Annotated in this window: 23 protein-coding genes and 1 pseudogene; 16 read left to right on the top strand and 8 right to left on the bottom strand. The window is 33.9% G+C overall.

The window, feature by feature from the left end:
* Positions 1 to 26: 26 nt before the first annotated feature.
* Positions 27 to 875: an archaetidylserine decarboxylase gene (gene asd, locus A9G17_RS03145; RefSeq protein ID WP_065737459.1), complete on the bottom strand. Its 849-nt coding sequence runs from the start codon at positions 873 to 875 to the stop codon at positions 27 to 29.
* A gap of 207 nt (positions 876 to 1,082) precedes the next feature.
* On the opposite strand from asd, the gene rhaB reads away from it, so the two are divergent.
* The 6 genes from rhaB to rhaM all read left to right on the top strand — a co-directional run bounded on the left by rhaB (position 1,083) and on the right by rhaM (position 7,283).
* Positions 1,083 to 2,489, top strand: a complete 1,407-nt coding sequence (gene rhaB / locus A9G17_RS03140; RefSeq protein WP_065737458.1) for a rhamnulokinase — start codon at positions 1,083 to 1,085, stop codon at positions 2,487 to 2,489.
* A 38-nt stretch (positions 2,490 to 2,527) separates the two neighbouring features.
* Positions 2,528 to 3,778 carry an L-rhamnose isomerase gene (locus A9G17_RS03135; protein ID WP_065737457.1) on the top strand — a complete coding sequence of 417 codons (1,251 nt, stop codon included), beginning with the start codon at positions 2,528 to 2,530 and terminating at the stop codon, positions 3,776 to 3,778.
* A gap of 14 nt (positions 3,779 to 3,792) precedes the next feature.
* Positions 3,793 to 4,617, top strand: coding sequence for a rhamnulose-1-phosphate aldolase (gene rhaD / locus A9G17_RS03130; RefSeq protein ID WP_065737456.1), 825 nt, complete (start codon positions 3,793 to 3,795; stop codon positions 4,615 to 4,617).
* 54 nt (positions 4,618 to 4,671) lie between these two features.
* Positions 4,672 to 5,706: an L-rhamnose/proton symporter RhaT gene (gene rhaT, locus A9G17_RS03125; RefSeq protein WP_065737455.1), complete on the top strand. Its 1,035-nt coding sequence runs from the start codon at positions 4,672 to 4,674 to the stop codon at positions 5,704 to 5,706.
* 16 nt (positions 5,707 to 5,722) lie between these two features.
* Positions 5,723 to 6,877, top strand: coding sequence for a lactaldehyde reductase (gene fucO, locus A9G17_RS03120; RefSeq protein WP_065737454.1), 1,155 nt, complete (start codon positions 5,723 to 5,725; stop codon positions 6,875 to 6,877).
* Positions 6,878 to 6,968: 91 nt separating this feature from the next.
* Positions 6,969 to 7,283, top strand: coding sequence for an L-rhamnose mutarotase (gene rhaM, locus A9G17_RS03115; protein WP_065737453.1), 315 nt, complete (start codon positions 6,969 to 6,971; stop codon positions 7,281 to 7,283).
* 52 nt (positions 7,284 to 7,335) lie between these two features.
* On the opposite strand, the gene A9G17_RS03110 is transcribed toward rhaM, so the two are convergent.
* From A9G17_RS03110 to A9G17_RS03100, 3 genes are all read right to left on the bottom strand, one after another.
* Positions 7,336 to 8,205, bottom strand: coding sequence for a helix-turn-helix domain-containing protein (locus tag A9G17_RS03110; protein WP_065737452.1), 870 nt, complete (start codon positions 8,203 to 8,205; stop codon positions 7,336 to 7,338).
* A 29-nt stretch (positions 8,206 to 8,234) separates the two neighbouring features.
* Entirely contained in the window at positions 8,235 to 9,059 is an 825-nt protein-coding gene (rhaS, locus tag A9G17_RS03105) for an HTH-type transcriptional activator RhaS (RefSeq protein WP_065737451.1), read from the bottom strand.
* Between the two features lie 196 nt (positions 9,060 to 9,255).
* Positions 9,256 to 10,080 carry a helix-turn-helix domain-containing protein gene (locus A9G17_RS03100; protein WP_065737450.1) on the bottom strand — a complete coding sequence of 275 codons (825 nt, stop codon included), beginning with the start codon at positions 10,078 to 10,080 and terminating at the stop codon, positions 9,256 to 9,258.
* Between the two features lie 285 nt (positions 10,081 to 10,365).
* Here A9G17_RS03100 and A9G17_RS03095 point away from each other — a divergent pair, with 285 nt between their 5' ends.
* The 3 genes from A9G17_RS03095 to A9G17_RS12805 all read left to right on the top strand — a co-directional run bounded on the left by A9G17_RS03095 (position 10,366) and on the right by A9G17_RS12805 (position 13,706).
* Positions 10,366 to 11,934 carry an alpha-L-rhamnosidase-related protein gene (locus A9G17_RS03095; RefSeq protein ID WP_065737449.1) on the top strand — a complete coding sequence of 523 codons (1,569 nt, stop codon included), beginning with the start codon at positions 10,366 to 10,368 and terminating at the stop codon, positions 11,932 to 11,934.
* A 28-nt stretch (positions 11,935 to 11,962) separates the two neighbouring features.
* The gene (locus A9G17_RS03090; RefSeq protein WP_065737448.1) at positions 11,963 to 13,312 is read left to right on the top strand and encodes an MFS transporter; all 1,350 of its coding nucleotides are present in this window, start codon (positions 11,963 to 11,965) and stop codon (positions 13,310 to 13,312) included.
* Positions 13,313 to 13,568: 256 nt separating this feature from the next.
* On the top strand, positions 13,569 to 13,706 hold the full coding sequence (locus tag A9G17_RS12805; protein WP_081301654.1) for a carbohydrate porin: 138 nt from the start codon (positions 13,569 to 13,571) through the stop codon (positions 13,704 to 13,706).
* 22 nt (positions 13,707 to 13,728) lie between these two features.
* On the opposite strand, the gene A9G17_RS03085 is transcribed toward A9G17_RS12805, so the two are convergent.
* The gene (locus A9G17_RS03085; RefSeq protein ID WP_065737447.1) at positions 13,729 to 15,159 is read right to left on the bottom strand and encodes a sodium:proton antiporter; all 1,431 of its coding nucleotides are present in this window, start codon (positions 15,157 to 15,159) and stop codon (positions 13,729 to 13,731) included.
* A 1,157-nt stretch (positions 15,160 to 16,316) separates the two neighbouring features.
* Between A9G17_RS03085 and dld the strand changes: the two genes are divergently transcribed.
* Entirely contained in the window at positions 16,317 to 18,032 is a 1,716-nt protein-coding gene (gene dld / locus A9G17_RS03080; protein WP_065737446.1) for a D-lactate dehydrogenase, read from the top strand.
* Positions 18,033 to 18,160: 128 nt separating this feature from the next.
* On the opposite strand, the gene mutS is transcribed toward dld, so the two are convergent.
* Positions 18,161 to 20,719, bottom strand: coding sequence for a DNA mismatch repair protein MutS (gene mutS, locus A9G17_RS03075; RefSeq protein ID WP_065737445.1), 2,559 nt, complete (start codon positions 20,717 to 20,719; stop codon positions 18,161 to 18,163).
* A 199-nt stretch (positions 20,720 to 20,918) separates the two neighbouring features.
* Here mutS and A9G17_RS13145 point away from each other — a divergent pair, with 199 nt between their 5' ends.
* The 3 genes from A9G17_RS13145 to A9G17_RS03065 all read left to right on the top strand — a co-directional run bounded on the left by A9G17_RS13145 (position 20,919) and on the right by A9G17_RS03065 (position 22,673).
* Positions 20,919 to 21,161 (top strand): Arm DNA-binding domain-containing protein, encoded by a 243-nt coding sequence (locus A9G17_RS13145; RefSeq protein ID WP_218059745.1) that lies wholly within the window; start codon positions 20,919 to 20,921, stop codon positions 21,159 to 21,161.
* Positions 21,162 to 21,452: 291 nt separating this feature from the next.
* On the top strand, positions 21,453 to 22,040 hold the full coding sequence (locus tag A9G17_RS13140; protein ID WP_218059744.1) for a tyrosine-type recombinase/integrase: 588 nt from the start codon (positions 21,453 to 21,455) through the stop codon (positions 22,038 to 22,040).
* Between the two features lie 216 nt (positions 22,041 to 22,256).
* Entirely contained in the window at positions 22,257 to 22,673 is a 417-nt protein-coding gene (locus A9G17_RS03065) for a GNAT family N-acetyltransferase (protein WP_065737444.1), read from the top strand.
* A gap of 100 nt (positions 22,674 to 22,773) precedes the next feature.
* On the opposite strand, the gene A9G17_RS03060 is transcribed toward A9G17_RS03065, so the two are convergent.
* Complete coding sequence (locus tag A9G17_RS03060; RefSeq protein ID WP_065737443.1) at positions 22,774 to 23,496, bottom strand: outer membrane protein; 723 nt, start codon at positions 23,494 to 23,496, stop codon at positions 22,774 to 22,776.
* Between the two features lie 170 nt (positions 23,497 to 23,666).
* On the opposite strand from A9G17_RS03060, the gene A9G17_RS13135 reads away from it, so the two are divergent.
* The 3 genes and pseudogenes from A9G17_RS13135 to A9G17_RS03045 all read left to right on the top strand — a co-directional run bounded on the left by A9G17_RS13135 (position 23,667) and on the right by A9G17_RS03045 (position 25,657).
* Positions 23,667 to 23,876, top strand: a complete 210-nt coding sequence (locus tag A9G17_RS13135) for a helix-turn-helix domain-containing protein (protein ID WP_218059743.1) — start codon at positions 23,667 to 23,669, stop codon at positions 23,874 to 23,876.
* 985 nt (positions 23,877 to 24,861) lie between these two features.
* Complete coding sequence (locus A9G17_RS03050; protein WP_141677551.1) at positions 24,862 to 25,203, top strand: hypothetical protein; 342 nt, start codon at positions 24,862 to 24,864, stop codon at positions 25,201 to 25,203.
* Positions 25,200 to 25,657, top strand: a pseudogene (locus A9G17_RS03045) (JAB domain-containing protein). Before A9G17_RS03050 ends, A9G17_RS03045 begins: the two are co-directional and overlap by 4 nt.
* 9 nt (positions 25,658 to 25,666) lie before the next feature.
* Here the strand turns inward: A9G17_RS03045 and A9G17_RS03040 are convergent.
* A complete protein-coding gene (locus A9G17_RS03040) occupies positions 25,667 to 26,182 on the bottom strand; it encodes a hypothetical protein (protein ID WP_065737441.1) in 516 nt (171 codons plus the stop codon).
* Between the last annotated feature and the right edge of the window lie 273 nt (positions 26,183 to 26,455).

Below are 26,455 nucleotides of genomic sequence, written 5' to 3'. Positions count from 1 at the left end.
ATAAAATACTACGCATCCACATAAAGCTATATCCTTTCAGCTAATTTTTGACCAACACGTGTTGTATTACCAACTTTTAAGTGGCTATCAAATTCAATTGTGTTAGATGCAAACAAGGTAATGACGGTTGAACCGAGTTTAAAACATCCCATATCTTGTCCTTTAACTAATTTTACTTCACCTGAATAGACCCAACGTTTCATTATGCCTTCACGTGGTGGAGTAATACAGCCTTCCCATTGTACTTCAATACTGCCAACGATGGTTGCACCAACTAAAATCTGTGCCATTGGCCCGAAATCGGTTTCAAATAAACAGATTACGCGTTCATTGCGAGCAAAAATATTTGGTATGCATTCAGTAGTTGCTTGACTCACAGAAAAGAGTGAACCCGGTACATAAATCATTTCACGTAAAACCCCATCACAAGGCATGTGAAAACGGTGATAATTTTTCGGCGAAAGGTAGGTGGTTGCATAAGAGCCATTTTTAAAGAATTTAATCATATCGGAATGGCAAGCAAGGAGTGATTCTAAAGAATAATAATGTCCTTTTGCTTGTAATAATAAATTATCTTGAATCGTACCAAATTGGCTAATAGTCCCATCAGCAGGCATAACTATAGAGTTAACCGCGCTATCAATTGGGCGTGCATCTTCTTTTAGTTTACGCGCAAAAAAATCATTGAAAGTTTTATAGTCTTTGGCATTTTCTAATTTTGCTTCACTCAGATCTATTTTATACAGTTTCATAAAGCCCTGAATTATCCAAGTAGTAACTTTACCTAATTGCTTTTTAGCCAGCCAACCAAATAACGAGGTTAATAACTGTTTAGGAAGAAGATACTGAATAACTGCTTTTAACTGATTTGACATGGATTACTCTCAAATTTTGTCTAAAAGAATTATTATACCAATAATTTATTGGAATGTATAAAACCGATAAAATCGGCAATTTGTGTGATAGATCACACTTAGTTTAAAAATTTTGCCAATATCCATTAAACAATGGCAATCAATTAAAAGTCTCTATATTTACTTCTATCTAAACTATCACCATTAATAAAACTAAGGGCAGTGTTAATGGAAGATAGATATATTGTAGCAATAGACTTAGGGGCATCCAGTGGTCGGGTAATGCTGTCATGCTATCAACAGCAAAATCAAAAAATAACGCTTGAAGAGATTCACCGATTTAATAATGGATTTAAAGCGATAGGTAATCATTTTTGTTGGGATTTAGTTTATCTTGAACAACAAATATTAATCGGTCTAAATAAAATTATTCAGCAAAATATCAAAATTGATAGTATTGGTATTGATACTTGGGGGGTTGATTATGTATTAATTGATAAAAATGGACAAGTAGTTGGCCCCACTTACGCTTATCGTGATCACAGAACAGATAATATCATGTCACTTGTGCAATCAGATCTGGGCACAGAAACGATTTATCAAAAAACGGGTATCCAATTTCTTACTTTTAATACTCTTTATCAACTCAAAGCGATGATGATTGAGCATCCTACTTGGTTATCACAAGTAACCGATTTAGTGATGATCCCTGATTATCTTATTTATAGATTAACTGGCCAATTAAATCGTGAATACACTAACGCCTCTACCACTCAATTAGTTAATGTTGCTACTCATGACTGGGATGATGACTTGCTCAACTATTTAGGTGTTCCGCGTAAATGGTTTGGTGAAATTACTCAACCTGGTAATCAAGTCGGAATGTGGCGGGCACCAACAGGCGATCAAATTCCTGTCATAGCCATTGCTAGCCATGATACGGCTAGTGCAGTTATTGCCGCACCCATTACCGATAAAAATAGTGCTTATTTATGTTCTGGTACGTGGTCATTAATAGGGATCGAATCAAAACAATCGTTTACTGGGAAACAAGCATTAAACGCGAATATTACCAACGAAGGTGGCGTTGATGGGCATTATCGGGTATTAAAAAACATAATGGGACTTTGGTTATTCCAACGAATCTGCGCTGAAAACGAAGTTAAGGATATCACCTCATTAATTCAATTAGCACAACAAGAATCCCCATTTGCCTACATTATCAACCCAAATGATTCTCGTTTTTTAAATCCTCAATCAATGACAGAAACCATAAAACAAGTTTGTTTAGAAAATTACGGTCATGCACCTGAACGTTTATCGGAGTTAGTACGATGTGTTTTTGACAGTTTGGCTCATTTATATCGTGATGTAACTAAAGAATTGGCAACGATCACAAATGAAGAAATCAATACTTTACATATCGTTGGAGGTGGCTGCCAAAACACCTTTTTAAATCAGTTATGTGCCAATCTTTGTCAAATCAATGTTACTGCTGGGCCAATTGAATCTTCAGCACTCGGGAACGTGGGTTATCAATTGATTTCGTTAGGCGCTATTAAAAATGTCAAAAATTTGCGTCAGATCATTGCTCAAAATTTTGATACCAAATACTACTATCCAAACAATAGTTAATTAATAAAAAAATTATATATCTTATAAAGGAGTATTCCATGAATGTAGTTGAAAATGCATATCAAATTGCCAAATCAAGATTTGCTGAAATAGGTGTAGACACGGATGCCGCCATTGCCGCTATGGCTCGCTTGCCAATTTCAGTACATTGCTGGCAAGGTGATGATGTGGCTGGTTTTGAAAAGCAAGAGGGCGAATTAACCGGAGGTATTCAAGCAACTGGAAATTATCCTGGCAAAGCTCGTAGTGCTGATGAACTTCGCTTAGATTTAGATAAAGCATTTAGTTTAATTCCTGGACCTAAACGTCTTAATTTACATGCCTGTTACCTAGAAGCCGATCACAAAGTTGATCGTAACGAGATCAAACCCGAACATTTTGTCAATTGGGTGCGGTGGGCAAAAAAACAGCAAATTGGTTTAGACTTCAATCCTACTTACTTTTCGCATCCATTGAGTAATGACGGGACTTTAACTCACACTAACGACCAAATTCGTCAATTTTGGATCGATCATGGCAAAGCGTGTCGTAAAGTATCAGAATACTTTGGTAAAGAGTTAGGTACGCCATCAATTATGAACATCTGGTTACCAGATGGCATGAAAGATATCACCGTTGACAAATTTGGACCAAGACAACGTCTAGTCGAATCTATTGATGAGATTATTAGTGAAAAAATCGATCCAAAATATCACATTGATGCAGTCGAAAGTAAATTATTTGGTATTGGTTTAGAATCATATACTGCTGGCTCTAACGAATTTTATTTAGCTTATGCCACCTCTCGTAAAACGGCATTATGTTTAGATGCAGGCCATTTCCATCCAACAGAAGTTATTTCAGATAAGATTTCAGCTGTTATGCCATTTGTTGAACATCTTTTACTACACGTTAGCCGTCCGGTACGTTGGGACAGCGATCATGTCGTGTTATTTGATGATGAAACTCAAAATATTGCCAGCGAAATCATTCGTAATAAATTGTTCGATCGTGTTCATATCGGCTTAGACTTTTTTGATGCTTCCATCAACCGAATTGCTGCTTGGGTAATTGGTACTCGCAATATGAAAAAATGTCTATTAAAAGCTCTATTAGAACCAACAGATAAACTCAAACAATATGAACATAACCGTGATTTTACTTCCCGTTTAGCATTATTAGAAGAACAAAAATCACTGCCTTGGCAAGCAGTTTGGGACAAATATTGTCAACTTAATGATGTCCCAGTAGGGCAAGCATGGTTAGACGAAGTTCGTCAGTATGAACAACAAGTATTAAGTCAACGATAATAAAGGTGATAACTATGCAACAAATACAATCTTCATGGTTTGTTCAAGGCATGATTAAAGCGACCTATGACATGTGGTTAAAAGGTTGGGATGAACGTAATGGCGGTAATGTAAGTCTGCGATTATTGGAAAGCGATATCATATCTTTCAAAAACGATTTTTATCAAAACCCACGTCATGTAACGCTTACTCAAGATGTAAGCAAATTGACCAATCAATACTTTATAGTTACAGGTTCGGGTAAATTCTTTCGTAATGTGATTTTAGATCCTGCTGATACTTTAGCGGTTGTAAAAATTGACGAAGAAGGCAAAGGCTATTACATCATGTGGGGATTGATTAATGGTGGATTGCCAACTTCAGAATTGGCAGCACATTTGCAATCACATATTGTCCGAATTGAGAAAAGTCAGGGTAAAGATCGTGTCATTATGCACTGCCATGCGACCAATTTAATTGCATTAACCTATGTGCTTGAACTTGATACTGCGGTCATTACCCGCTTGTTATGGGAAATGAGTACCGAATGCTTGGTAGTCTTTCCTGACGGTGTTGGAGTGGTGCCTTGGATGGTGCCGGGCAAAGATGAAATTGGTTATGCAACCGCGCAAGAAATGGCAAAACACACTTTAGTACTTTGGGCATTTCATGGTGTTTTTGGCACAGGGCAAAACTTAGATGAAGCCTTTGGCTTAATTGATACAGCTGAAAAATCAGCAGAAGTATTAGTTAAAGTATTATCAATGGGAGGTAAGAGACAAACCATTACGACAGAGCAATTTAGGCTACTTGCTCAACGGTTTGATGTTACTCCTTTAGAGGATGCTTTAAAACAATAAATAAGCTTAGTAAAAATAGCCTAATTAATATTGTTTAGATATAAGGATACAAATATGGGTAGTTCGATTTTTCTAGGCATCTTTTGGCACTTTGTGGGTGCCACTTCTGCTGCTTGTTTTTATGCACCATTAAAAAAAGTGAAAAACTGGTCATGGGAAACGATGTGGTCAATAGCAGGTCTGTTTTCTTGGATTATTTTACCATGGTCTATTAGCTACTTTTTATTACCCGATTTTTGGGCTTATTATGGTTCATTTGGTTCACAAATATTGATACCCGTTTTTCTATTTGGCGCAATGTGGGGAGTGGGTAATGTCGGCTATGGCCTTACCATGCGTTATTTGGGTATGTCGATGGGAATCGGTATCGCAATTGGTATTACCTTAATTGTTGGTACTTTGATGACGCCGATTTTACAAGGAAAATTTGGTGAACTGGTTGCTTCGACTGGCGGTAAGATGACATTATTAGGCGTTGCTGTCGCAGTTGTCGGGGTTGGTATTGTTACTTATGCTGGACTTTTAAAAGAGAAAACCCTTGGAGTACAAATCGTCGATTTTAACCTTAAAAAAGGGTTATTGCTGGCTATTATGTGTGGTATTTTTTCAGCCGGTATGTCATTTGCAATGAGTGCAGCTGTACCTATGCACACAAAAGCGGCTGAATTAGGTGTGGATAACCTTTATGTTGCACTACCAAGTTATGTTGTCATTATGGGTGGCGGAGCGATTATTAATCTTGGTTTCTGTATTACACGCCTCTGTATTAAAAAAGATCTGTCATTCAAACAAGATATTTCTGTTGCAAAATCGTTACTCATCAGTAATGTACTTTTTGCCATATTGGGCGGGGCAATGTGGTATTTCCAATTCTTCTTTTATGCATGGGGACATGCCAATATCCCAACCGAATATGGTTTTATGAGTTGGATGTTACATATGAGTTTTTATGTATTATGTGGTGGTATCGTTGGATTAGTATTAAAAGAGTGGCTTGGTACCGGTACAAAACCAGTAAGAGTTCTTTGCATTGGTTGTTTGGTGATTATTGTTGCTGCCAATATTGTTGGTTTAGGCATGGCAAATTAATTTGAAGGAAAAAATTATGTCTTATCGTATGATTCTAAATGAAACGTCATATTTTGGCGCAGGTTCAATTGTTCAAATTGTGGATGAAGTTAAAAAACGAGGTTTTAAAAAAGCTTTGGTTGTAACGGACAAAGATCTTATTAAATTCAATGTTGCGACCAAAGTTACAAAATTATTGGATGACAATGGTTTGAGTTATCAAATTTTTGATGATGTCATACCTAATCCTACGATTGGTGTAGTGCAAAAGGGCGTTGAAATTTTCAAACAATCAGGTGCTGATTATCTAATCGCGATTGGTGGTGGTTCACCACAAGATACTGCTAAAGCAATTGGCATCATTATTAATAATCCTGAATATTCCGATGTCCGCAGTTTAGAAGGCGTTGCACCAACTAAAAAACCGGCGGTTCCAACCATCGCCATACCAACTACAGCTGGAACTGCTGCTGAAGTAACGATCAATTACGTTATCACAGATGAAGAGAAAAAACGCAAATTTGTTTGTGTTGATCCGCATGACATTCCAGCTGTTGCCATTATTGATTCCGATATGATGGCAAGCATGCCTGCAAGTTTAAAAGCAGCAACGGGCGTTGATGCGTTAACTCATGCTATTGAAGGGTATATTACTAAAGGTGCATGGGAACTCTCTGACATGTTCCATCTTAAAGCGATTGAAATCATTTCACGTTCACTGCGTGATTCGGTTAAAGGCGTAGAAAAAGGGGGAGAAGAGATGGCACTTGGGCAATATATTGCTGGCATGGGCTTTTCAAACGTTGGTTTAGGGCTTGTCCATGGTATGGCTCATCCTCTAGGTGCATTTTATAGTACACTGCATGGTGTGGCAAATGCGGTTTTGCTCCCTCACATCATGGCTTACAATGCTGATTTTACCGCTGATAAATTCCGTGCTATTGCTAAGGCAATGGGGGTTGTTGGCACTGAAAGTATGAGCATTGAACAAGCCAGACAAGCCGCTATTGATGCCGTAAAACAACTTAATCAAGATGTTGGTATTCCAGCTAATTTGAAAGCAATTGGTGTGAAACGTGAAGACATCCCAGCACTTGCAAAAGCTGCTTTTGATGATGTATGCACAGGCGGTAATCCTCGTGATACAAATGTTAGTGAAATTGAACAACTTTATCATGCTATATATGAATAAAACATTCATCCGTTAATAACGTCGGGATAGGTTAGATGATGTTTATTTTAATCTATCTTGTTATTTATAAATAAGATTAAAAGGAGTGATCATGTTAAGAAAAGCGACAATCATGCAAGTACATCCAGATAAACATGCGGAATATAAAAAAAGACATGATGAAATATTTCCGGAGTTGGTCACAGAACTTAAAGCTCACGGTGCACACAACTATTCGATCTTTTTGGATACTAAACGCAGTTTACTTTTCGCATATGTAGAAATTGAATCCCAAGAGCGTTGGGATGCGGTTGCTAAAACTCAAGCTTGTCAAAAATGGTGGGCATTTATGAAAGATATTATGCCAAGTAATGCCGATAATAGCCCAATAAGTGAAGAGTTATTACCGGTATTTTACCTCAATTAATGTGTTGCTCTCTTTTACTGATTTAAAAGAGAGTTAACTTTAACAATCTATTTTAATTCAATAAATTTAGATTTTTATTAATTTTATCTTTGAATTTCGCTCGATATTGGGATGGCGTTTGTTGCGTCTCTTTTTTAAAAACAACAGAAAAATAGTTACTATCATCATAACCACATTCTGATGAAATCATACTGATCGAATATTGAGTATTGCGCAGTAATGACATTGCATTACATAAACGGCGTTTTTGCAGATACTCATTAATGGTCATGCCAGTTTGGCTTTTAAATAAACGACTAATCGAACGTTTAGCAATATGATTTTGTTTGCAAAACATCTCTAAATTAAATGAACTGCCAATACTGTTATGCAGTGTTGTAAAGAGCAGATCCAACTGATGAGTTGCCGTAGGGGATTGTTCATTAGGAACTTGCTTGATTCTATCTAACAAAATCACTAACTGTAAAAATAACGCTTCGGACAAATGCACTGAAGCTAAATTATTTTTTTTTGATTCTAAGGTTAATTGATCAACTAACGGAGTTAGCTGCTTAATAAATGAAGGATTAATACGCCAAACGCGTTCCGTATGTTTAGTGTTATGTTTAGGAAGATATTTTTCAATTATTGTTGATAAAAAAAGCGTTTCTCGCAAATATAATATATTAAATAATTTAAGGTTATTTACTGATTCATAACCATGAATATCTTTAGGTGTGATATATAAAATATCGCCACTGGTAATAGGATAAATATAATCATTCCAATGATGCAAACCATTACCCGAACAGACAATGACAATTTCATGGAAATCATGATCATGCAAAGGAAAAGGTTGTTGATGATCTCTTTTTTCGACAGTAACACTATTTATTTCTGATATAAAATAGTCCTGTTTATATAAACGTAAATGTTTATTCATAACCTGTTCCTGACGTCCGTGTATAGCCATTAATGATAACGTTTTTCTGGATCATTACGTAATATTTGTGGACCAACTTTAAACTCTTGTTTAAAACATGTTGAAAAGTAGGCGCTATCATTAAATCCACATTCCTGAGCAATTTCGGTAATTGATTTACTAGTATATATTAATTGGCTATAGGCCTCTGCTAAACGTAATTTTATTAAATATTTTTGAGGAGTAATACCTAATTGGTTTTTCATGTGGCGATGAAAAGAGCGCAGTGACAGTGAAAATTGTTGAGTGATCTTATCCCAATCAATGGTTTCTTTAAAATGAATTTGTAGCCAGTGTAATAACTGTTTAACTCGAGTATCTGTCGAACCTGATCCCTGATTCACATACTGATTTTGTTTAAATAACAAAAGTAGCTGTAAAAAAAGGCTTTCCTGAATAGGATTTGGCTGTTCATTAACTTGATTGAGTTGATTCAAAATGGTTTGCACATGTTGGTTACATTTTTTGTCTACAAAATAGTGCGATTGGCTAGAATTTTGAGTAGGTATTAATTCGCCAATGCCATTGATGAAATTGAATTTATCGGGCTGTCTATATAAGATATTTGTTAAATGTAGATTATTAACGTTTTCGTATAAATGGCAATCACTAGCATGAATATAAAACATCATGCCTGGATAAAGGTCAAAAAGCTGACCATTTAAAATATGTTTACCCGAACCCTTTGTAACAATAACAATTTCATTAAAATTATGAGTATGTTCAGGATATACGGGTTGTGGTGCTCGAGGTTCAAGGGTGATGTTTTGCTCACTAGAAACAAAAAAATCCTTATCAAGTAGCTTCTGAATCATAGATGACCTCATCGATTTACTAATCATTATATCTATATTCTAAGAGTAAAATCTTATCTGACCTTTAATATCTGGACATGGAAAATCTTTTTTTGGCTGTAATTTATAGGAAGTTTGGACTTTTTATCAAATTTGTGCGAAGACTCACACTTTTGACAACCTATTAAACTTACAAGCTGAGCTATTAATTATTAGCTTAATCAACTGAATTTTGTTTACCGATTTTCCTTTCTTCACTTGGTGTAATACCAAATGTTTTTTTATATAACGTTGTAAAATGAGTACTATTGATAAAACCGCAAAGTAAAGATATTTCAGTAATGGTCATATCACTTTCACGAATTTTTGAGCGTGCGGATAATAATCTTAGTCGTTTGATGTAGTTTTCTGGTGTTAAACCTGTTGCTTGTTTAATATGCCTGAACATTGTTCTAAGCGTTAAATGAAAATGTTGAGCAATAGTATGCCAATCATATTCATCAAAGCAGTTTTCTTGTAAATGATTAAGCAGAAGGTGAAGCTTATAACGTGTGTTATTTTTTTGTGCTTGCCGTTGTGATTGATCAATAATGGTAATTAATTTAAAAAATAAAAATTCACGATACTCTAATGAGTTTTGCAAATCGAACATTTGATCGATAACAGCATTACACTCTTTTCTTAGGCTAGGTGCTAACCAAACATAAGAATTTAAATCACTTGCGGAAATTCGATTTAATAACATTTCTATCTTATCCAAAAACATAAATTTTCGACGAGGATTAATCAAGATATTTGTCAGTTTTAAAGTGCCCAGATCATCATAGAAATGATAATCATGGCAACGTACTAAAAACACATCACCTTGTTGAATAAATAAAGGTTTACCATTAATAACGTGCAGTCCATGGCCTTGCTCTACAATGACCAGCTCATCAAACTCATGGTTATGCTCACAACTATTATCTTCTGGATCACTTTTATACAGTGCTAATTTATCTAATTCAGAATTAAAATAAGTAATGATTTTTAAATGGTTCATAATGCTTACCTAACTTCTTTTAATTAATTCTAATTATGCTGAGTGAAAATGCAGAGTTAAAAAAGGTGTAGCCGTAATGATTGTTAAAATTATTTTCACTTTCACTCCTCATACAATAATGTAATTAACTTTCCATTTAAAAATAATAATTCTAAAAATGTGAACTGACACTTAATGATCTTTTTACTACTGCCATTTATACCGCTAATCTGGCAGTGTCAAAGTAGCTGCCTTAAGCACCGCATAGCTATACTCCTAAAAATAGATATTTTAAAGGAGAAGACTATGTCACAAGCGATGCAAAAAAATGATGATCTTGTTATGATTCGAGACATAACGTTTATTTCTAAAGCCGAAAATTTATTACCCACAATTCATCAAACAATCATCAAAGCACAAAATATCATCTCATTAGTCAATGATCCTAAAGCGGTTCATGGATGGTCGGCTAAGGTCATTAGCCCTGCGACAGTTTATTTCAATCAAAGCTTTCAAACTGGCGAAAGTTTTATTATTGATTTTGGACAACATGGTGTTGGGTATTTATCTTTTTTGTGTGATGCGGTAGGAAGTCCTCCCGATGCTCCTGCACATATCAAGTTCACCTTTGTGGAAACTTTAGGTGAACTTGCAGAGCCATTTAGTCAATATCAAGGATGGTTAAGTAAAAGTTGGTTACAAGAACACGATGAATACATTGATGTGCTACCTGCACAAATAAGCTTATCCAGACGTTACTGTTTTCGCTATTTGAAAATAGAGATTGTTTCACTATCGCCTAAATACAATTTGACGTTTAAAGATCTCGAGTTTAAAACGGTAAGTTCAGCACCTAAATACTGTATTGAATGTCAAACACAAGATCCTCAACTGGCTAAAATAGATCAAGTATCAGTGCACACATTGCGAAACTGTATGCAAGAAGTGTTTGAAGATGGCCCTAAACGAGATAGACGATTGTGGTTAGGAGACCTACGACTTCAAGCTTTAGTCAACAATGTTACATTTAAACAACATGACCTTGTTCGCCGTTGCTTATATTTGTTTGCAAGCCATAGGCGAGAAGATGGAATGGTTTCGGCTAATATTTTTGTCAAACCACAAATTATTGCTGATGATACGTTCTTATTTGATTATTCGTTGTTTTACATTGATGTCTTATATGACTATTTCATGGCAACAAGTGATCATAATACGGTCAAAGAATTATGGCCTATAGCCTTACAACAGATCGACATCGCGCTAAAACGTTGTGATGAATATGGGCTAGTAGTTGATAGTGATGACTGGTGGTCATTTATTGATTGGCATGAAAAACTCAATAAACAAGGTGCTTCACAAGGTGTTTTAATTTATTGTTTAGATAAAGCGATAAAGCTATCTCAAACCTTTCAACCAGAAATATCCTCAAATTTACAACAAAAATTGGATTTTGTTAAACACGCTGCCGACCAACTATGGGATGACAAATCAGGATTTTACATAAGTGGAGCGCAACATCAAGTTAGCTATGCAACGCAAATTTGGATGATTCTTGCTGATGTAGGGGATCGTAACCATCAGCAAAAATTGATGAATAAGTTGCTATTAACTCCTCCTGATATCGGCATGAACACACCTTACTTACGTCATCACTATATTTTAGCTTTATTAAAAGTCGGTATGACAAAACAGGCGATAGACGAAATTAAAGCCTATTGGGGAAAAATGGTTGAATATGGCGCTGACACTTTTTGGGAACTTTTTGATCCCAACGATCTCAATTATTCACCTTACGGAAACAAAATAATTAACAGTTACTGCCATGCATGGAGCTGTACACCTGCTTGGTTTATTCGTCAACACTCTCTTTAACCAATCAATATTATTAAAGGATCTTAAAATGATGCATTCAATATTTAAACTTTGGCAACAACGAATTGGTTATGGGATTGCTGATTTATCCTGTAACTTAGTATGGCAATTAATTTCATTGTATCTTATGTATTTTTATACCGATGTAATGGAACTTCCCGCTTACTATGTTGGTATTATGTTTTTAGTTACCCGATTGGTTGATGGTGTCGCTGACGTATTAATGGGGCTTATCATTGATAATACATCAACCCGTTGGGGACGTTGTCGCCCATGGTTATTAATCGGCGCAGTTCCTTTTGGTATACTATGTGTGTTGGTATTTTATGTGCCTGATTTTGGCACCACAGGTAAACTTATCTATGCATTTGTGACCTACTTGTGTCTGTCATTTATCTACACCATTGTTAATATTCCTTTTAGTGCAATGTTACCGTTTTTAACGGCGGACTCCTTAGAACGTACAACATTATCCTCAGTAAGAATTTTATTAGGATCGTTAGGATCAACCATTGTTGCGGTGGCAACATTACCTTTAGTTGCAACACTAGGTAATGGTAATCAAAATCATGGTTTTTTATATACTGCAATCATTTTTGGTGGCATTGCAACTTTCTTTTTAATTGTCAGTTTTAAAAATGTTGAAGAAAAAATCTCAATAACCCAAGATAAAATGACGCTAACACGAGCATGGCAAGGTTTAAAAAATAATACCCCTTGGAAAGTATTTGCTTTCAATATCTTTCTCATGTGGGGAGCATTCTTTTTACAAACGGGCGCGTTAGTTTATTTTTTCAATTATTATGTCCAAAGCACTGAATTAACCGCCATTATTGCAGGTGTATCAACTTTTGTACCATTACTTGGAACGCTCACCGTTCCTTTCTTAGCTAATCGTCTTAAAAAACGCCATATTTACCTATTTGCTAGCACCATTAATTTAGTTGGAATGGGGATTATGATGCTATCAGGCATTAATCATCTTGGCTTAATAATTGGTGCGGTGATTTTATCGATTGGAGCAGGTCAACGTTTAGCGATCTATTTTTCAATGCAAGCCGATCCTGTTGATTATGGCGTCTGGAAAACAGGCATTAATACTGCCGGTATCTTAACCTCTATAAACGGTTTTTTAGGTAAGGTTGCGATGGCAGGTGCGGGTGCAATTACAGGCTTTTTACTCTCTTCTGGTGGTTATATCGCTAATGCAGAACAAGTACCAAGTGCACTTTTTGCCATCAAGCTTTGCTACCTCTATCTACCTGCAATTTTAATCATAGCTTCTATGTTTTGGATTGGTAAATTTTACAAACTTGATGACATTTATGCGTCCATCTGTGCAGAACTTGATGCCAAACGATTAAATGAAAGTGAATAAGAAGATAAGTAAGCGTACTAAAGGTTATTTTGATAATTTAAAAGGAGAGGTCTATGTAGCTAAAAATTGTCGTTGCAGGCTGATGTTTATATTTGCTTCCAACACCTGCATCATTTGAATGGTAGACAGAACAAGGTACACTTAAGTTAAAGGGTGAGGGTGAATTCAATATTGATGCTACAAATGAAAAATATCAACCATCTATTAAAATGACAGTAAAAAAGATTTAGATGTCAAATATGGCGAACGGTGGAGAGTGAATAGTCGAATCTCAATTAGTTTAGACGGTAAATATGAGTTAGCCAATCACTCTTATGCCGCTTTTTCAATACAACCACTGGTCGATCTCAGTGGTAAAGTTAATTTAGATGATGCTAGCTTTTATTTTGGTTAAAAAGATGATTGGCAAAGTTAATTTAGAACAGTACAAAAAAGATTAAATTATCTATTATAAATACTGGAATCAAAATACCAATTGACCATTTCATATAACCAAAAAAGCTAGGCATAATGATTTTGCTTTGGGTTGCAATACTTTTAACCATAAAGTTAGGGGCGTTACCGATATAGCTAAGTGCTCCCATAAAAACCGACCCCATTGAAATTGCAAGTAAAGTTTTTTCAAGTGTGGTCATTAAAAGTTCGGCATCGCCAGAGGCTAAATTAAAAAAGACTAAATAAGTGGGCGCATTATCTAAAAATCCTGACAACAAACCTGAAAGCCAAAAATACATACTATTAATTGGGTCATTTTGTGAATCACTTACCAAAGCAACAACGGGCGCCAAAGCACCGTCATGACCCTCTCTTAAAATAGCTAGTACTGGCACTATAGTAATAAAAATTCCTAAAAATAATTTAGCAACCTCAATAATTGGATCCCAATTAAATTCATTTCCAGCTCTTACTTGCTTCGGGGTAATGAGCACTGATGTAATGGTGATTATCACAAAAATGATGTCGCGGACTAAATTAGGTAATGCAATATGAACTTCTAAAAATTCAAAACTAATGGATGATTGCCAAATGCCCGACATAAGCACACTAGCAATAATTGCTATCAATAAAAATACATTCTTAATCCCATAGATCTTAATTGATTTGCTATGTGAAAAGGTGGATGCCATTACGGGCAATTTACCATATTGTAGACTAAAATATTTGTGATCAATCACATAAAAAATAGCCAATAACAAGCTCGATGTCAGCAAAACAGGCAACAGCATATGTTGAACTGTCCAACCAAAATCGACACCTTTTAAAAAACCAATAAACAAAGGAGGATCACCCAGTGGTGTAAGACCGCCTCCAATATTGGCGACTAAAAAGATGAAAAAAATAACAATATGCACGGCATGTTGACGATCACGATTAGCTCTAATTAAAGGCCGAATCATTAGCATGGCTGCACCTGTTGTGCCCATTACTGATGCAAGCAGAGTTCCTATTGCCAGCAAACCAACATTTAATTTTGGGGTACTTACTATATCACTTTTAATTAAAATCCCACCCGAAACTGTAAACAGTGCCAGCAGTAATAAAATAAAAGGGATAAACTCAGCAATAATGGCGTGCGCTGTTAAATTTAACGTTGTTTGCCAGCCAAACGTTACCAATGCAAACAATAAAAATATCAGCGTCCAGCCTAATGTGACTTTACCATAATGATGATGCCAAAGCCGTGGTAAAAACAGCGGCATTAACGCAATTGAAAGTAAAATTCCGACAAAGGGAATACCCCAATAAATTGACAAATCATGACCACTAAAATCTGCAGCATAGATATCAAACGGCATTAATATTAATAAAATAGATGATAGTAATGATAAATTAAAGTGGGTTTTCATATGCTATTACAGGCGTTAAAGCAAAGAATTATAGCCGAAATGTTCAACGTTTACCAATCAAACTATTAATGAAACTTTAGGCAAAAACTGGTTAAACATTGAAATAAAAAGTTAGAAAGATTTGTATGCTAAATTGGATCTTAGGGTAATGATCCCTTAGTGAATGTTTTATCGACAATATAATGAAAAATACTCTTTCAGCATTTGTAAAAAATATTCAGGAGTCTATACCGTTTCAATTTTTTATATGAATTTAATATTTAAAAACGGATCAAACTAATACAAGGCTTAACCTTTTTACTAATATCCTTTGAGCTTATCTCTTATAAACTGTGTTTTTAATAACGAAATGGTATAGACTCCTGAATATTTTTTACAGAATAAATTGTAACCTGATAATATAATTATATTTTTATATTCATTTAAATCTAATCATTCAATATTATCTAAATTCTATTCATTATCTTAGTAATACTTTTAAAAAGTATTTTTTGCTGTTGTGCTGTCAGTTATTTTGTCAAAAAGTTTCAGGTTATGGGTATGTTTGAGTAAAATGAAATTTCTAGATATAAAATCTTAAATAATCTTCAATACAAAATCCATAAAATCCAAGATCTGTTTATCCTTTTTTGATCATATTTAGACCAAATTTTAATTATATTTTGTTGGCAAAATTGAATATCGGGAGTTATCTCAAAATCACAAGATTGCATGACTTATTGCAGTGAAAGTTAGCAAATCTATCTAAAGATAACTTGGTAACAGCTATTTATGAAAAAAGATAATAGGGGATAAGCATGTCTTATAAATGATGGTTTATTTGCTGATAGAATTGTTTTATAAATTTAGTCATCCTAAAAATAAGGTTAATATTTTTGATATTTTTTATTATGTGATTACAACGTATCAGCTTGAATACTCTTTTTTATTAGGCAAAATGTTTTAAGCTAATCTGATCATCATCACGATTGTCTTGTTTATCGATAACGATAATATTTTTTATCAACATTTTTGGATTCATCTGTTCATTATGTCTTTTATTTTCTCCTTTTTCTTTAATAGCACAATATGTATCTATTTTATTTATTTTAGCGGTTATAAAATAATCAATTGCAATTTTGGGTGATCTTTTAATTTTTTATATAGGAAAAAAGACTATGAACAGCAACGAAACAACGGCGTTTATTGAAAAACTACAATCCATTGTGGGCAAGAAACATACATTAACCGATCCTGCACGTACCTTATTTTACCGTCAAGGTGCTCGTTTTGGTAAAGGCGATGCGTTGGCGGTGGTTTTGCCCGGTACGCTCGTTGAGCAGTGGCATGTATTAAAAGCGTGTGTAGAAGCTGATGTCATAGTGATCACTCAATCTGCAAATACTGGATTAACAGGGGGATCAACACCAGACGGTAATGATTATGATCGCCCAATTGTAATTGTTAGTACTCGTCGTTTGGATGGCATTAATGTTATCGAAAATGGCGAACAGGTGGTCTGTTTACCTGGTAGTACGTTGTTTCGTTTAGAAAAAGAGTTGAAAAAATATAAGCGAGGTCCTCACTCGGTTATTGGTTCCTCTTGTATTGGGGCATCGGTGATGGGGGGAGTATGCAATAACTCAGGAGGCGCACTGATTCAACACGGTCCTGCTTATACACAAATGGCAGTATTTGCTCAGCTTGATGCACAAGGTAAGTTGCAATTGGTAAATCATTTAGGAATTGAATTAGGTAATGATCCCGATACCATTTTGCAAAATCTTCAAAATCATAATTATTCCGATAAAGATATTCAGCGAGATGCTGGTTTGGGGCATGATCATGATTATTGTGATCATGTGCGTCAAATCGATGCAGATACACCAGCAAGGTATAACGCTGATCCAGCTCGTCACTATGAAGCATCAGGCAGTGCTGGGCGGTTGATGGTATTTGCTGTTCGGTTAGATACGTTTCCTTTAGAAGAAAATACGGCGGTGTTTTATATTGGAACGAATAATACCAATGAATTGGATGATATTCGCCGTCATATTTTAGGACAATTTAAAAATTTGCCTGTATCGGGTGAGTATATTCACCGAGATGCGTTTGATATAGCAGCAGTATATGGTAAACATCTGTTTTTGGCGATTCAAAAGTTGGGTACCGATACCATACCAAAGATGTATGCATTAAAGAATTTTGTCGATCGAATAATGAGTAAAATTCCTTGTTTTTCTGGTAGCTTTTCCGATAAATTCGCAGTAACTGTATGTAAATTATGGCCAAATCATTTACCAAAATCTCTGCGTGATTATCGTGATCGTTATGCACATCACTTGATTTTAAAAATGTCAGATGAAGGTATTGCCGAAGCTGAAGCATTTTTGAAATCCTACTTTGATAATAGTTCAACCGCTGAAAAACGTGATGGCAGTTATTTCCGTTGTAATAATAAAGAAGCGGAGGCTGCAATGTTGCACCGTTTTGCCGTTGCTGGCGCAGCTACAGTGTATCGTAATGTGCATACCAAAACGGTTGAGGATTTAGTGGCGTTGGATATTGCTTTAAGACGCAATGATAAAGATTGGTTCGAAACGTTACCTGAAAGTATAAGTCAGCATTTCATCTATAAATTGTATTATGGTCATTTTTTCTGTTCTGTATTCCATCAAGATTATATTGCTAAAAAAGGTACTGATTGCAGTAAAGTGGAAGAGGAGATGTTAGCTATACTTGATCAGCGTGGAGCGCAATATCCAGCAGAGCATAATGTTGGGCATTTGTATCATGCTAATGAGGATTTGAAAAAATTCTATCATGCGCTAGATCCAACTAATAGCTTTAATCCAGGAATAGGTAAAACATCTAAGAAGAAATATTGGCAGTAATAATCGGGCAGATTTTATCTGCCTTAAAATTGTCATTATTGGGAAATGCTATAGTAATAACGAGTCTAATAAAAATGTTACCCAATGTTTAGCATTGGGTATGTATCATTTATTAATTCAATATGGTTTTAAAGCATTTTCTTTAATTGATATAACACGTCAAGCGCTTGTTTTGGTGATAAAGCATCAGGATCAATCTGTTTTAGTGCTTCTTCAACTTCTGAAGGTTCGCTTATTGCTTCAAAACTCAGTTGCGATTGGTCAACGTGACTATTTGCTGCTTGTTTTGAAATGATTTCAAGCTCTTTTAGCTTTTGTTTGGCGCGTCTTAATACCTGTTTGGGTACGCCTGCCAGTCCTGCCACCGCAATACCAAAACTTTTACTGGCAGCGCCTTCAGATACTTCGTGGATAAAGGCCACCGTGTTGTCATGTTCTATGGCATCAAAATGAATGTTATAAACGCCTTGCATATGTTCAGGTAATTGCGTTAATTCAAAATAATGGGTGGCAAAGAGCGTCATCGCTTTAATTTGGTTTGCTAAGTTTTCAGCACATGCCCAAGCTAAAGATAGTCCGTCATAAGTTGAAGTACCGCGTCCAATTTCGTCCATTAGCACTAGACTTTGTTCAGTGGCATTATGCATAATATTAGCCGTTTCAGTCATTTCGACCATGAAAGTTGAACGGCCTGATGCTAAATCATCCGATGCACCAATTCGAGTAAATATGCGATCAACCGGTCCAATGATTGCTTGTGATGCAGGTACAAAACTACCAATATAGGTGAGTAAAACAATTAAGGCCGCTTGGCGCATATAAGTACTTTTCCCACCCATATTCGGCCCAGTAATAATTAACAACCGTCTGTCAGGCGATAATTGCAGGGAATTGGCGATGAATGGGGTTTGTAATACTTGTTCAATCACCACATGTCGACCATCTTTTATATTAATTCCCGCTTTATTTGCAAGCGTTGGTTGCTGATAGTTTAATGTTAATGCCCGTTCAGCAAGGTTAATGAGTACATCAAGTTCAGCGATAGCATCGGCACTCAGTTGCATATCGGCAAGCTGTGGCATAAGTAAATCAAATAATTCATCATACAACTGTTTTTCAAGTGCTAAAGCACGACCTTTTGAGGTGAGGACTTTATCTTCATACTCTTTAAGCTCTGGAATGATGTAGCGCTCAACATTTTTAAGCGTTTGGCGTCGTGTGTAGTGAATCGGTGCTAAATGGCTTTGTCCTCGACTAATTTGAATATAATAACCATGTACAGCATTAAACCCTACTTTGAGTGTGTCTATACCTAAGGTTTCACGTTCTCTTATTTCTAGTTGTTCTAGGTAATTAGTGGCACCATCTGCAAGATTACGCAGTTCATCAAGTTCGGCATTGTAACCACCTGCAATGACTCCACCATCACGAATTATTACAGGAGGCGCTTCAACGATTGCTCGCGTTAAAATATCTGCAATGTGATCAAATTGGTTGATTTTCGCTCGCAAGCCAACTAAAGCTGGTGCATTGAGTTGGTTTAGTAATTGCTGCATTTGAGGCAGTAAGTTATATGCATCACGCAAACGGGCAAAATCACGTGGGCGAGCGGTACGCAAGGCAAGCCTAGCTAAAATTCGTTCAAGATCGCCAATCAGTTTTAATAACGGTTGAATATCATCAATATGGTTTTGTAACTCACTGATTGCCTGCTGACGGTGTTGTAATAAGTTTATGTTACGAATAGGGGCATGTAACCAGCGTTTCAGCATGCGGCTACCCATTGGAGTTTGGGTTTTATCTAAAATTTCAGCAACCGTGTTTTGCGTACCTCCAGATAAATTTTCGGTGATTTCAAGGTTGCGCCGCGTTGCTGCATCAAGTACCACAAAGTCGAAAGCTGATTGTTTGATGATTGAACGAATATGCGGTAGGGCGGTGCGCTGTGTATCTTTCACATATTGCAGTAAACAGCCAGCCGCGCTAAGTGCATAACTGCAATCGTCCACCCCAAATCCGACTAAATCATTAGTACCAAATTGTAAATTAAGCTGCTGTTTGGCGGTTTCAAGATCAAAATCCCAAATTGGGCGACGTCTTAACCCATTGCGTTGTTCAATCAAAGTCATTGATTGAAAATCTTCCGGATAAAGCAGTTCGGCTGGATTGGTGCGCTGTAATTCAGCCTGCATTGACTCGTAACTTTCCGTTTCAAAAATAAAAAATCGTCCAGAACTAATATCGAGTGTGGCATAACCATAATGGTTTTTTGATTGCCAAATTGATGCTAATAAATTATCTTTCCGATCTTCTAATAATAATTCATCACTGACGGTACCCGGTGTGACAATACGGACAATTTTTCGTTCGACGGGGCCTTTAGTTGTCGCAGGATCGCCGATTTGTTCACAAATCGCGACCGATTCACCAAGGGAAATTAATTTAGCTAAATAGCTTTCAACCGCATGATATGGCACGCCTGCCATAGGAATCGGTTCACCATTAGAAGCACCACGTTTAGTTAACGAAATATCTAAAAGCTGTGAGGCTCGCTTGGCATCATCATAAAACATCTCATAGAAATCCCCCATACGATAAAACAATAAGATATCGGGATTTTCAGCTTTTAACTTTAGATACTGTCGCATCATTGGAGTGTGGTTGTCAAAATTGTCTTCGTTTATCATGGTGGTATTTCTTATTAATATTTCAATTGGAAGTATAAAGTATTGGGTTTTATTAAAAACCATTAATCTCACAAAATTATACTGATTTTTAATATAGCTCAGTGTTATAGCTAATTTTGGTTAGATAATAGAATTAACCAATAAATAATGATGCATTATAACTGATTCTTCATGTGTAGTAGAGTGGGAATTTATATCAATGACTAAACTAAAAACATTATTTTATCAAGCTTTATTAAAATTCTCTGATAAACCCTTATCTGATTCAAATGAAAATCGTGGATTAAGGGTGGAATGTTCAAAAACAGGTAAGAAAAGATTTATTTATAGATACAGACGGAAAGATGGAAAACTTGTTGAAATGACATTAGGTTATTTTCCTCAATTACAATTAGCTGAGGCTCGTTTAAAACTGCAAGAATTAAAAAAATTCGTGAGCTAGGGTTATGTCCTAAAACAGAGCAAAAAAATCAAAAGCACAATGAGTTGAAACAACAGGAATTGCAGTTAAAACAGTCTAGTTTCACTATTAAAGCAATGATTGATCTATACTTAAATGAATATATTCAAGATAGATATACGATTGAAGGTAAATTAATAAAGGGCGCGAGAAAACCTAAGGGACAAGATGAAGTTAGAAGAACTCTGTATACTGATGTAGTGCAGTCATTAGGAGAGAAAACCGGCAATCGAAGTAACAAGAAAAAATATTATTGATCTTATTAATGTTATTTTGAGTAGAGGTGCAAATGTTCAAGCAGGTAATGTTTTACGAGAACTAAATGCGGCATATGAGTATGCAATAGGTACTGGCAAAATTGATACTGATTTTAGCAATCCAGCAGTTCTTGTAAAGAATAGCTTGCGAAAGGCTAAAGTCAAATTGTCTGCAAAAAAAGGTACAAAGGTATTATCTGATCTCGAACTTAAAAAGTTTTTAGATTGGTTGCCTAATTGTAAGTTACCAGATAAAGCCAAACAAATATTTTTATTAACTTTATATACTGGATGTAGAACTGGAGAATGGTGTAATGCCAAATGGGAGGATATTAATTTTGATAAAAAAACTTTCCATATAAAACAAACCAAATCGAGAACTGAGCGTTATATACAATTAACAGATTATGCGATCAATCTTTTAAGTAGTATTAAAGAAAATTGTACAACCGATTATATATTTGTTTCCAATTATACTGGTAAGCCATTGTCACAAAAAAAATTAACAGAATATACCTGGTGTTTACGAAGAGATAAACAAATGTTAGATATATTCCACATTGGACTCCTCATGATCTACGTCGAACTGTTCGCACAGGGCTAGCACGATTGGAATGCCCTAATGTAGTAGCCGAAGCTATATTAGGGCATTCACGAAAAGGAATTGAAGGTACATATGACTTATATTCATATGATAAACAATGCGTTAAATGGTTAAAAAATGGGGCGACTATTTATAGGAATTATACAGTACTCATTTTATAATAAGCTGCTGATTATTAGCTAAAATGGCTACAACTATTATATTATAGGTATTAATATGGAAATATTACTGGTAAAAAGTGATGAATATTCAAAATATTATAAAAAACTTAAAGAAGTATTAGATAAAGAAAATAAAGAGACTAATTATTCTGTGGGTATTGTTGATTTGATTAGTAATGCTCCTTATTTTCATTTTATTACAGTTGAAAATGATGAACCCTTAGGCATTGCTACAGTAATTTTTTTCCATGAAATATTTAAACTTTATGTGGTTCCCGAAAAAAGAAAAAGCCATGTTGCCTCTGAGCTTGTTAAACATACTATGTCTTTTTTAAAGACAAATGATGAACACTCGTTATTTATCGAATATACAGAACAGTCAAAAATTTTTTGGGAACAATTTTTGCTAAAAAATAAACTAGATTACATATTTTACCGCGGACAATCAAAATTTTCTATCAAGTTAAAATAAAGTATGTCTATAATTTATATTATCAATAAATTAAGTTCAAAACGAATTAAAAAGGGGGAGTATTTCCCTCTTTTTAATTAGATATATTTATATAAAATAGTTAAAAAATATAACGCATACCAACCATTAAATCTGTTGTACTAAGTTTTAATGATGATTTTGAGCTATTATCATTTGTCGTTACACTTATTTTCCCACCGTAAATATAGTGAGCTTGTAAATCTGTATACCAATTCTCTGAAATTTTATAAGAAGCTCCAATCCCCACAGAATAAGCAAAATTGGTTTTACTTTTTGAATCAGTATCAGCATCTTCGTTACTTTCACCTTTTACTAATCCAGTCCTTTCATATTTCAAAAATGCAGCACCAAAACCTAGCGAAGCATAAGGTGTAAATTTTGTGCCAGTATCAAACTCATAATATGTATTTAACATTAAAGTATTCATACGTGTTTTCATTCGTAAATAATAATTAGCAGTTTGTGCATCACCATCATCATCAATATATGACACATTTCGGGAGTTAGTATTTTTGTTTAAATTTCCTCGTTTAGTAAATATTAAATCGGTGCGTATGGGAATGTTAAATTGTGGTTTAAAGTCATAACCAATTCCAATACCTCCATTGAATACAGTTTTATTTTTAGAACCAAATCCTAAATTAGATGATTCATTACCATCTTCATAGAAATTATGCTTAATACTTCCTGCTTTTAACCGACTAGCACCAAGTTGACCATTAAGATAAAGTCCTGATGTTTCAGCATAGGAAAAACTACTTATACTTGCTAAAAGAGTTGTTGCGATAAAATATTTTTTCATTTTCATTCCTTGTCTATCCAAAATTAACTTTAAAATTATAAATCAAAATTATTTTTATATTAATTATTGAATTATTTTTGGTGTTTTATATCAATAAATGATATTCAACAAAAGAAATAACATCTCGACAATAAGTATTAATGTAAATTAAGTTTGAGCAAAGACGATTAATGGCAAAAGCACCTGTATCAGATATAGACAAAAAAGTAGGTAAACGAATACAACAATGTAGAAAAGAAAATAACTTAACAATAGCTGAATTATCTGAGCTAGTTGAACTATCTACCCAGCAATTATCTCGTTATGAAAGAGGTGTAAATAAAATTAATCTTGACCATCTTACTAAAATATCAATTAAATTAAATACACCAATAAGTTAGTTTCTGATTGATGAAGAACAAAATTATATTTCTGATGTACCAAACAAAATCAATGAAAACAAAGTGGGATATTATACTACTCAAAACGATTTAAAAACTCGTCTACTGCAACGTTGGGATAAGCTCTCAATCGATCAGAAACGAGCGTTAATAATTTTAATTGATACTATGTAATGAAAATAAATTTTATTATATTTTTTTTAAACCTTTTGGTGCTTTTTCCGACGTTTTTAAATGATAAGAAGATATATATAAATAAGTTATTCGAACTCCTTTATTTGAAAAAATTTCGTATATATCAATACATGAATTAATATTATTTGTATATGTACTTCCTACTCTTTTCCATCTTATTTTTGAGCCATCAGCTAAACGTAGGCTAGATAGATAATAATCATTTTCTAAAATACTATTAACAGGAATAGGGTTTGTAACAGACAAACCAAACTCACCAAAATCTTGTGGAATCCCATTTGTTTCACATGCTTGAGGATTTTTATTAATTAATAATTTAAATATTTGTGATAAATTTTATCTTTTATATGTTTAACTGTTTTTTTCATAACTTTTTAGTCCTATTTAAATTTTAATTGGTTTATCAATAATTACTTAACCAATTCAGAATATTTTTATTGGTTAAGTTAAATTTAATTTACAAAAAATTTTTATTGATATTGGAGTAACCAACTTTAAATGGGTTCGTTTAAGTTTTTGATATTATTAAATATTTTTTATGATTTGTGTTTTTTGTGGTATAATAAAATAAAGTGAAAATCAGTATTTCATTGGTAATAGGCAACAAATGATATTGTCCAAACAGGGTAGTCTTGATAACTTTTGTGGCATTTATAGTATAGTGAATGCAGTCTCTTACCTATATATTAAGAAACTCAAACCTAAAAATTTATTTCTTAGGTTAATTAACCAATATCATCAAAAATACAATATTACTGATTTGATCAATTATGGTATGACTAATGTTGAAATGGATAATCTAATAATTGATGTGCTTCAACAAGGATACTATTATCAACATTATCCTATAACAGTAACTATGCCATACCGAAATACTTCAAACCTAACAATACCACAATTATTTTCTCAAATTAATCGATTTCTTAATAAATATCCAGATAAAAGAACATGTGTCATTATCGGTACTCAATACCACTGGTCTTTAATACGTGCTATGAATAGTAAGTTTATTTATTTTTCAGATAGTAGTAATTTTAATAAACTGTATCGACATAGTTTTTCAATAGTAAATCACAATAAGACTTATCAGATTAATTTAGATGATATTTATTTTTTTGAGCGTTCAACATGATGATACCAAGTATTAGTGAACATGATTTAATTATTATTCAAGAAGCTAAAGCTATTATTGCTAAACTTGTGCAAACAGGTAAAAAAATATGTTCTCCTAAAGATGTAAAAGATTATTTTATTTTAAATTTTGGTTTATATGAATATGAAATGTTTGGTGTTTTGTATTTAAATCAGCAAAATCAGGTTATCAAATTTGAAGAAATGTTTAGAGGTACCTTAAATGAAACGAGTGTTTATCCTAGAGAAATAGCTAAACAAACACTCATTTATAATGCTGTATCAGTTATCTTGGTACATAATCATCCAAGTGGGGAGTGTAAACCTAGTCAACAAGATATTTTACTAACAAAAAAATTGAACAAATATTGGCATTTATTGATGTTAATATTTTAGATCATTTTATTGTAAGTAATCATAATTATCTTTCATTAAAAGAACATGGATATTGTTAATACTAGATATCATTTATCACTAATAGAATTCAGTTTTTCGATATTTTCATTTATAAAATTACTGTCTAGTGATCTTTTTAAAATATTTTCATCCCACTTTTTATTTGATTTAGTATTTTTATTTAGATTTAGCTTATTTTCAGAATAATATATAGGGTTACTTAAATTAACAGATTTGTCATTTTGTTTATTTTCTAACTCATTCAATTTTTCTATAATTTGTGAATTAGATAGGTTTGGTATATCTTTATAAAATTGGGCAACGAGACACCGACGATAAAATCCTTTTGTAATTTTTTTCTCAGGAATTTGTCTTTGATAATTTTTTATAATATGTATAAAAATTTCACTGTAAGTTTTTATTACTTTTTTTTGACCAGGACTAATATTTCCTTGCAAAAGAAACCTACTCATTTTATTAAGAAGCTTATATTGTTCTTTATTTAATTCTAAAGTTACTTTAATAATCCCATCCTCTTTCTTTTTTTTTCGGATTTCTTTCTGTATATACGTATTTCTTTTCATTTTAATATTCCTTTTTTTATGACTGTCATTTTTAAATAATAAATGACAGTCATTTTTTAAAGAGTTAATGACTGTCATTTATTTATAACATATTAATTATGGTGAATGACAGTCATTTTAACTTAGAAATGACTGTCATTCTAATGATAAATTAATTTTAGTTTCATTTTTATTTTAATTGTCTAATAGCCAGCTATAGCTACATTTATAAGGATAATAATTTATAAAGTTTAATGCTCAATGGTTAATTATTTTAATTCTCTAAGATTAATT

This window comes from Gilliamella sp. wkB7, from assembly GCF_001693435.1.
Lineage (GTDB): Bacteria > Pseudomonadota > Gammaproteobacteria > Enterobacterales > Orbaceae > Gilliamella > Gilliamella apicola_N.
Note: the sequence above shows the minus strand (reverse complement) of the source record. Positions and strands in the feature narration are given on the sequence as shown.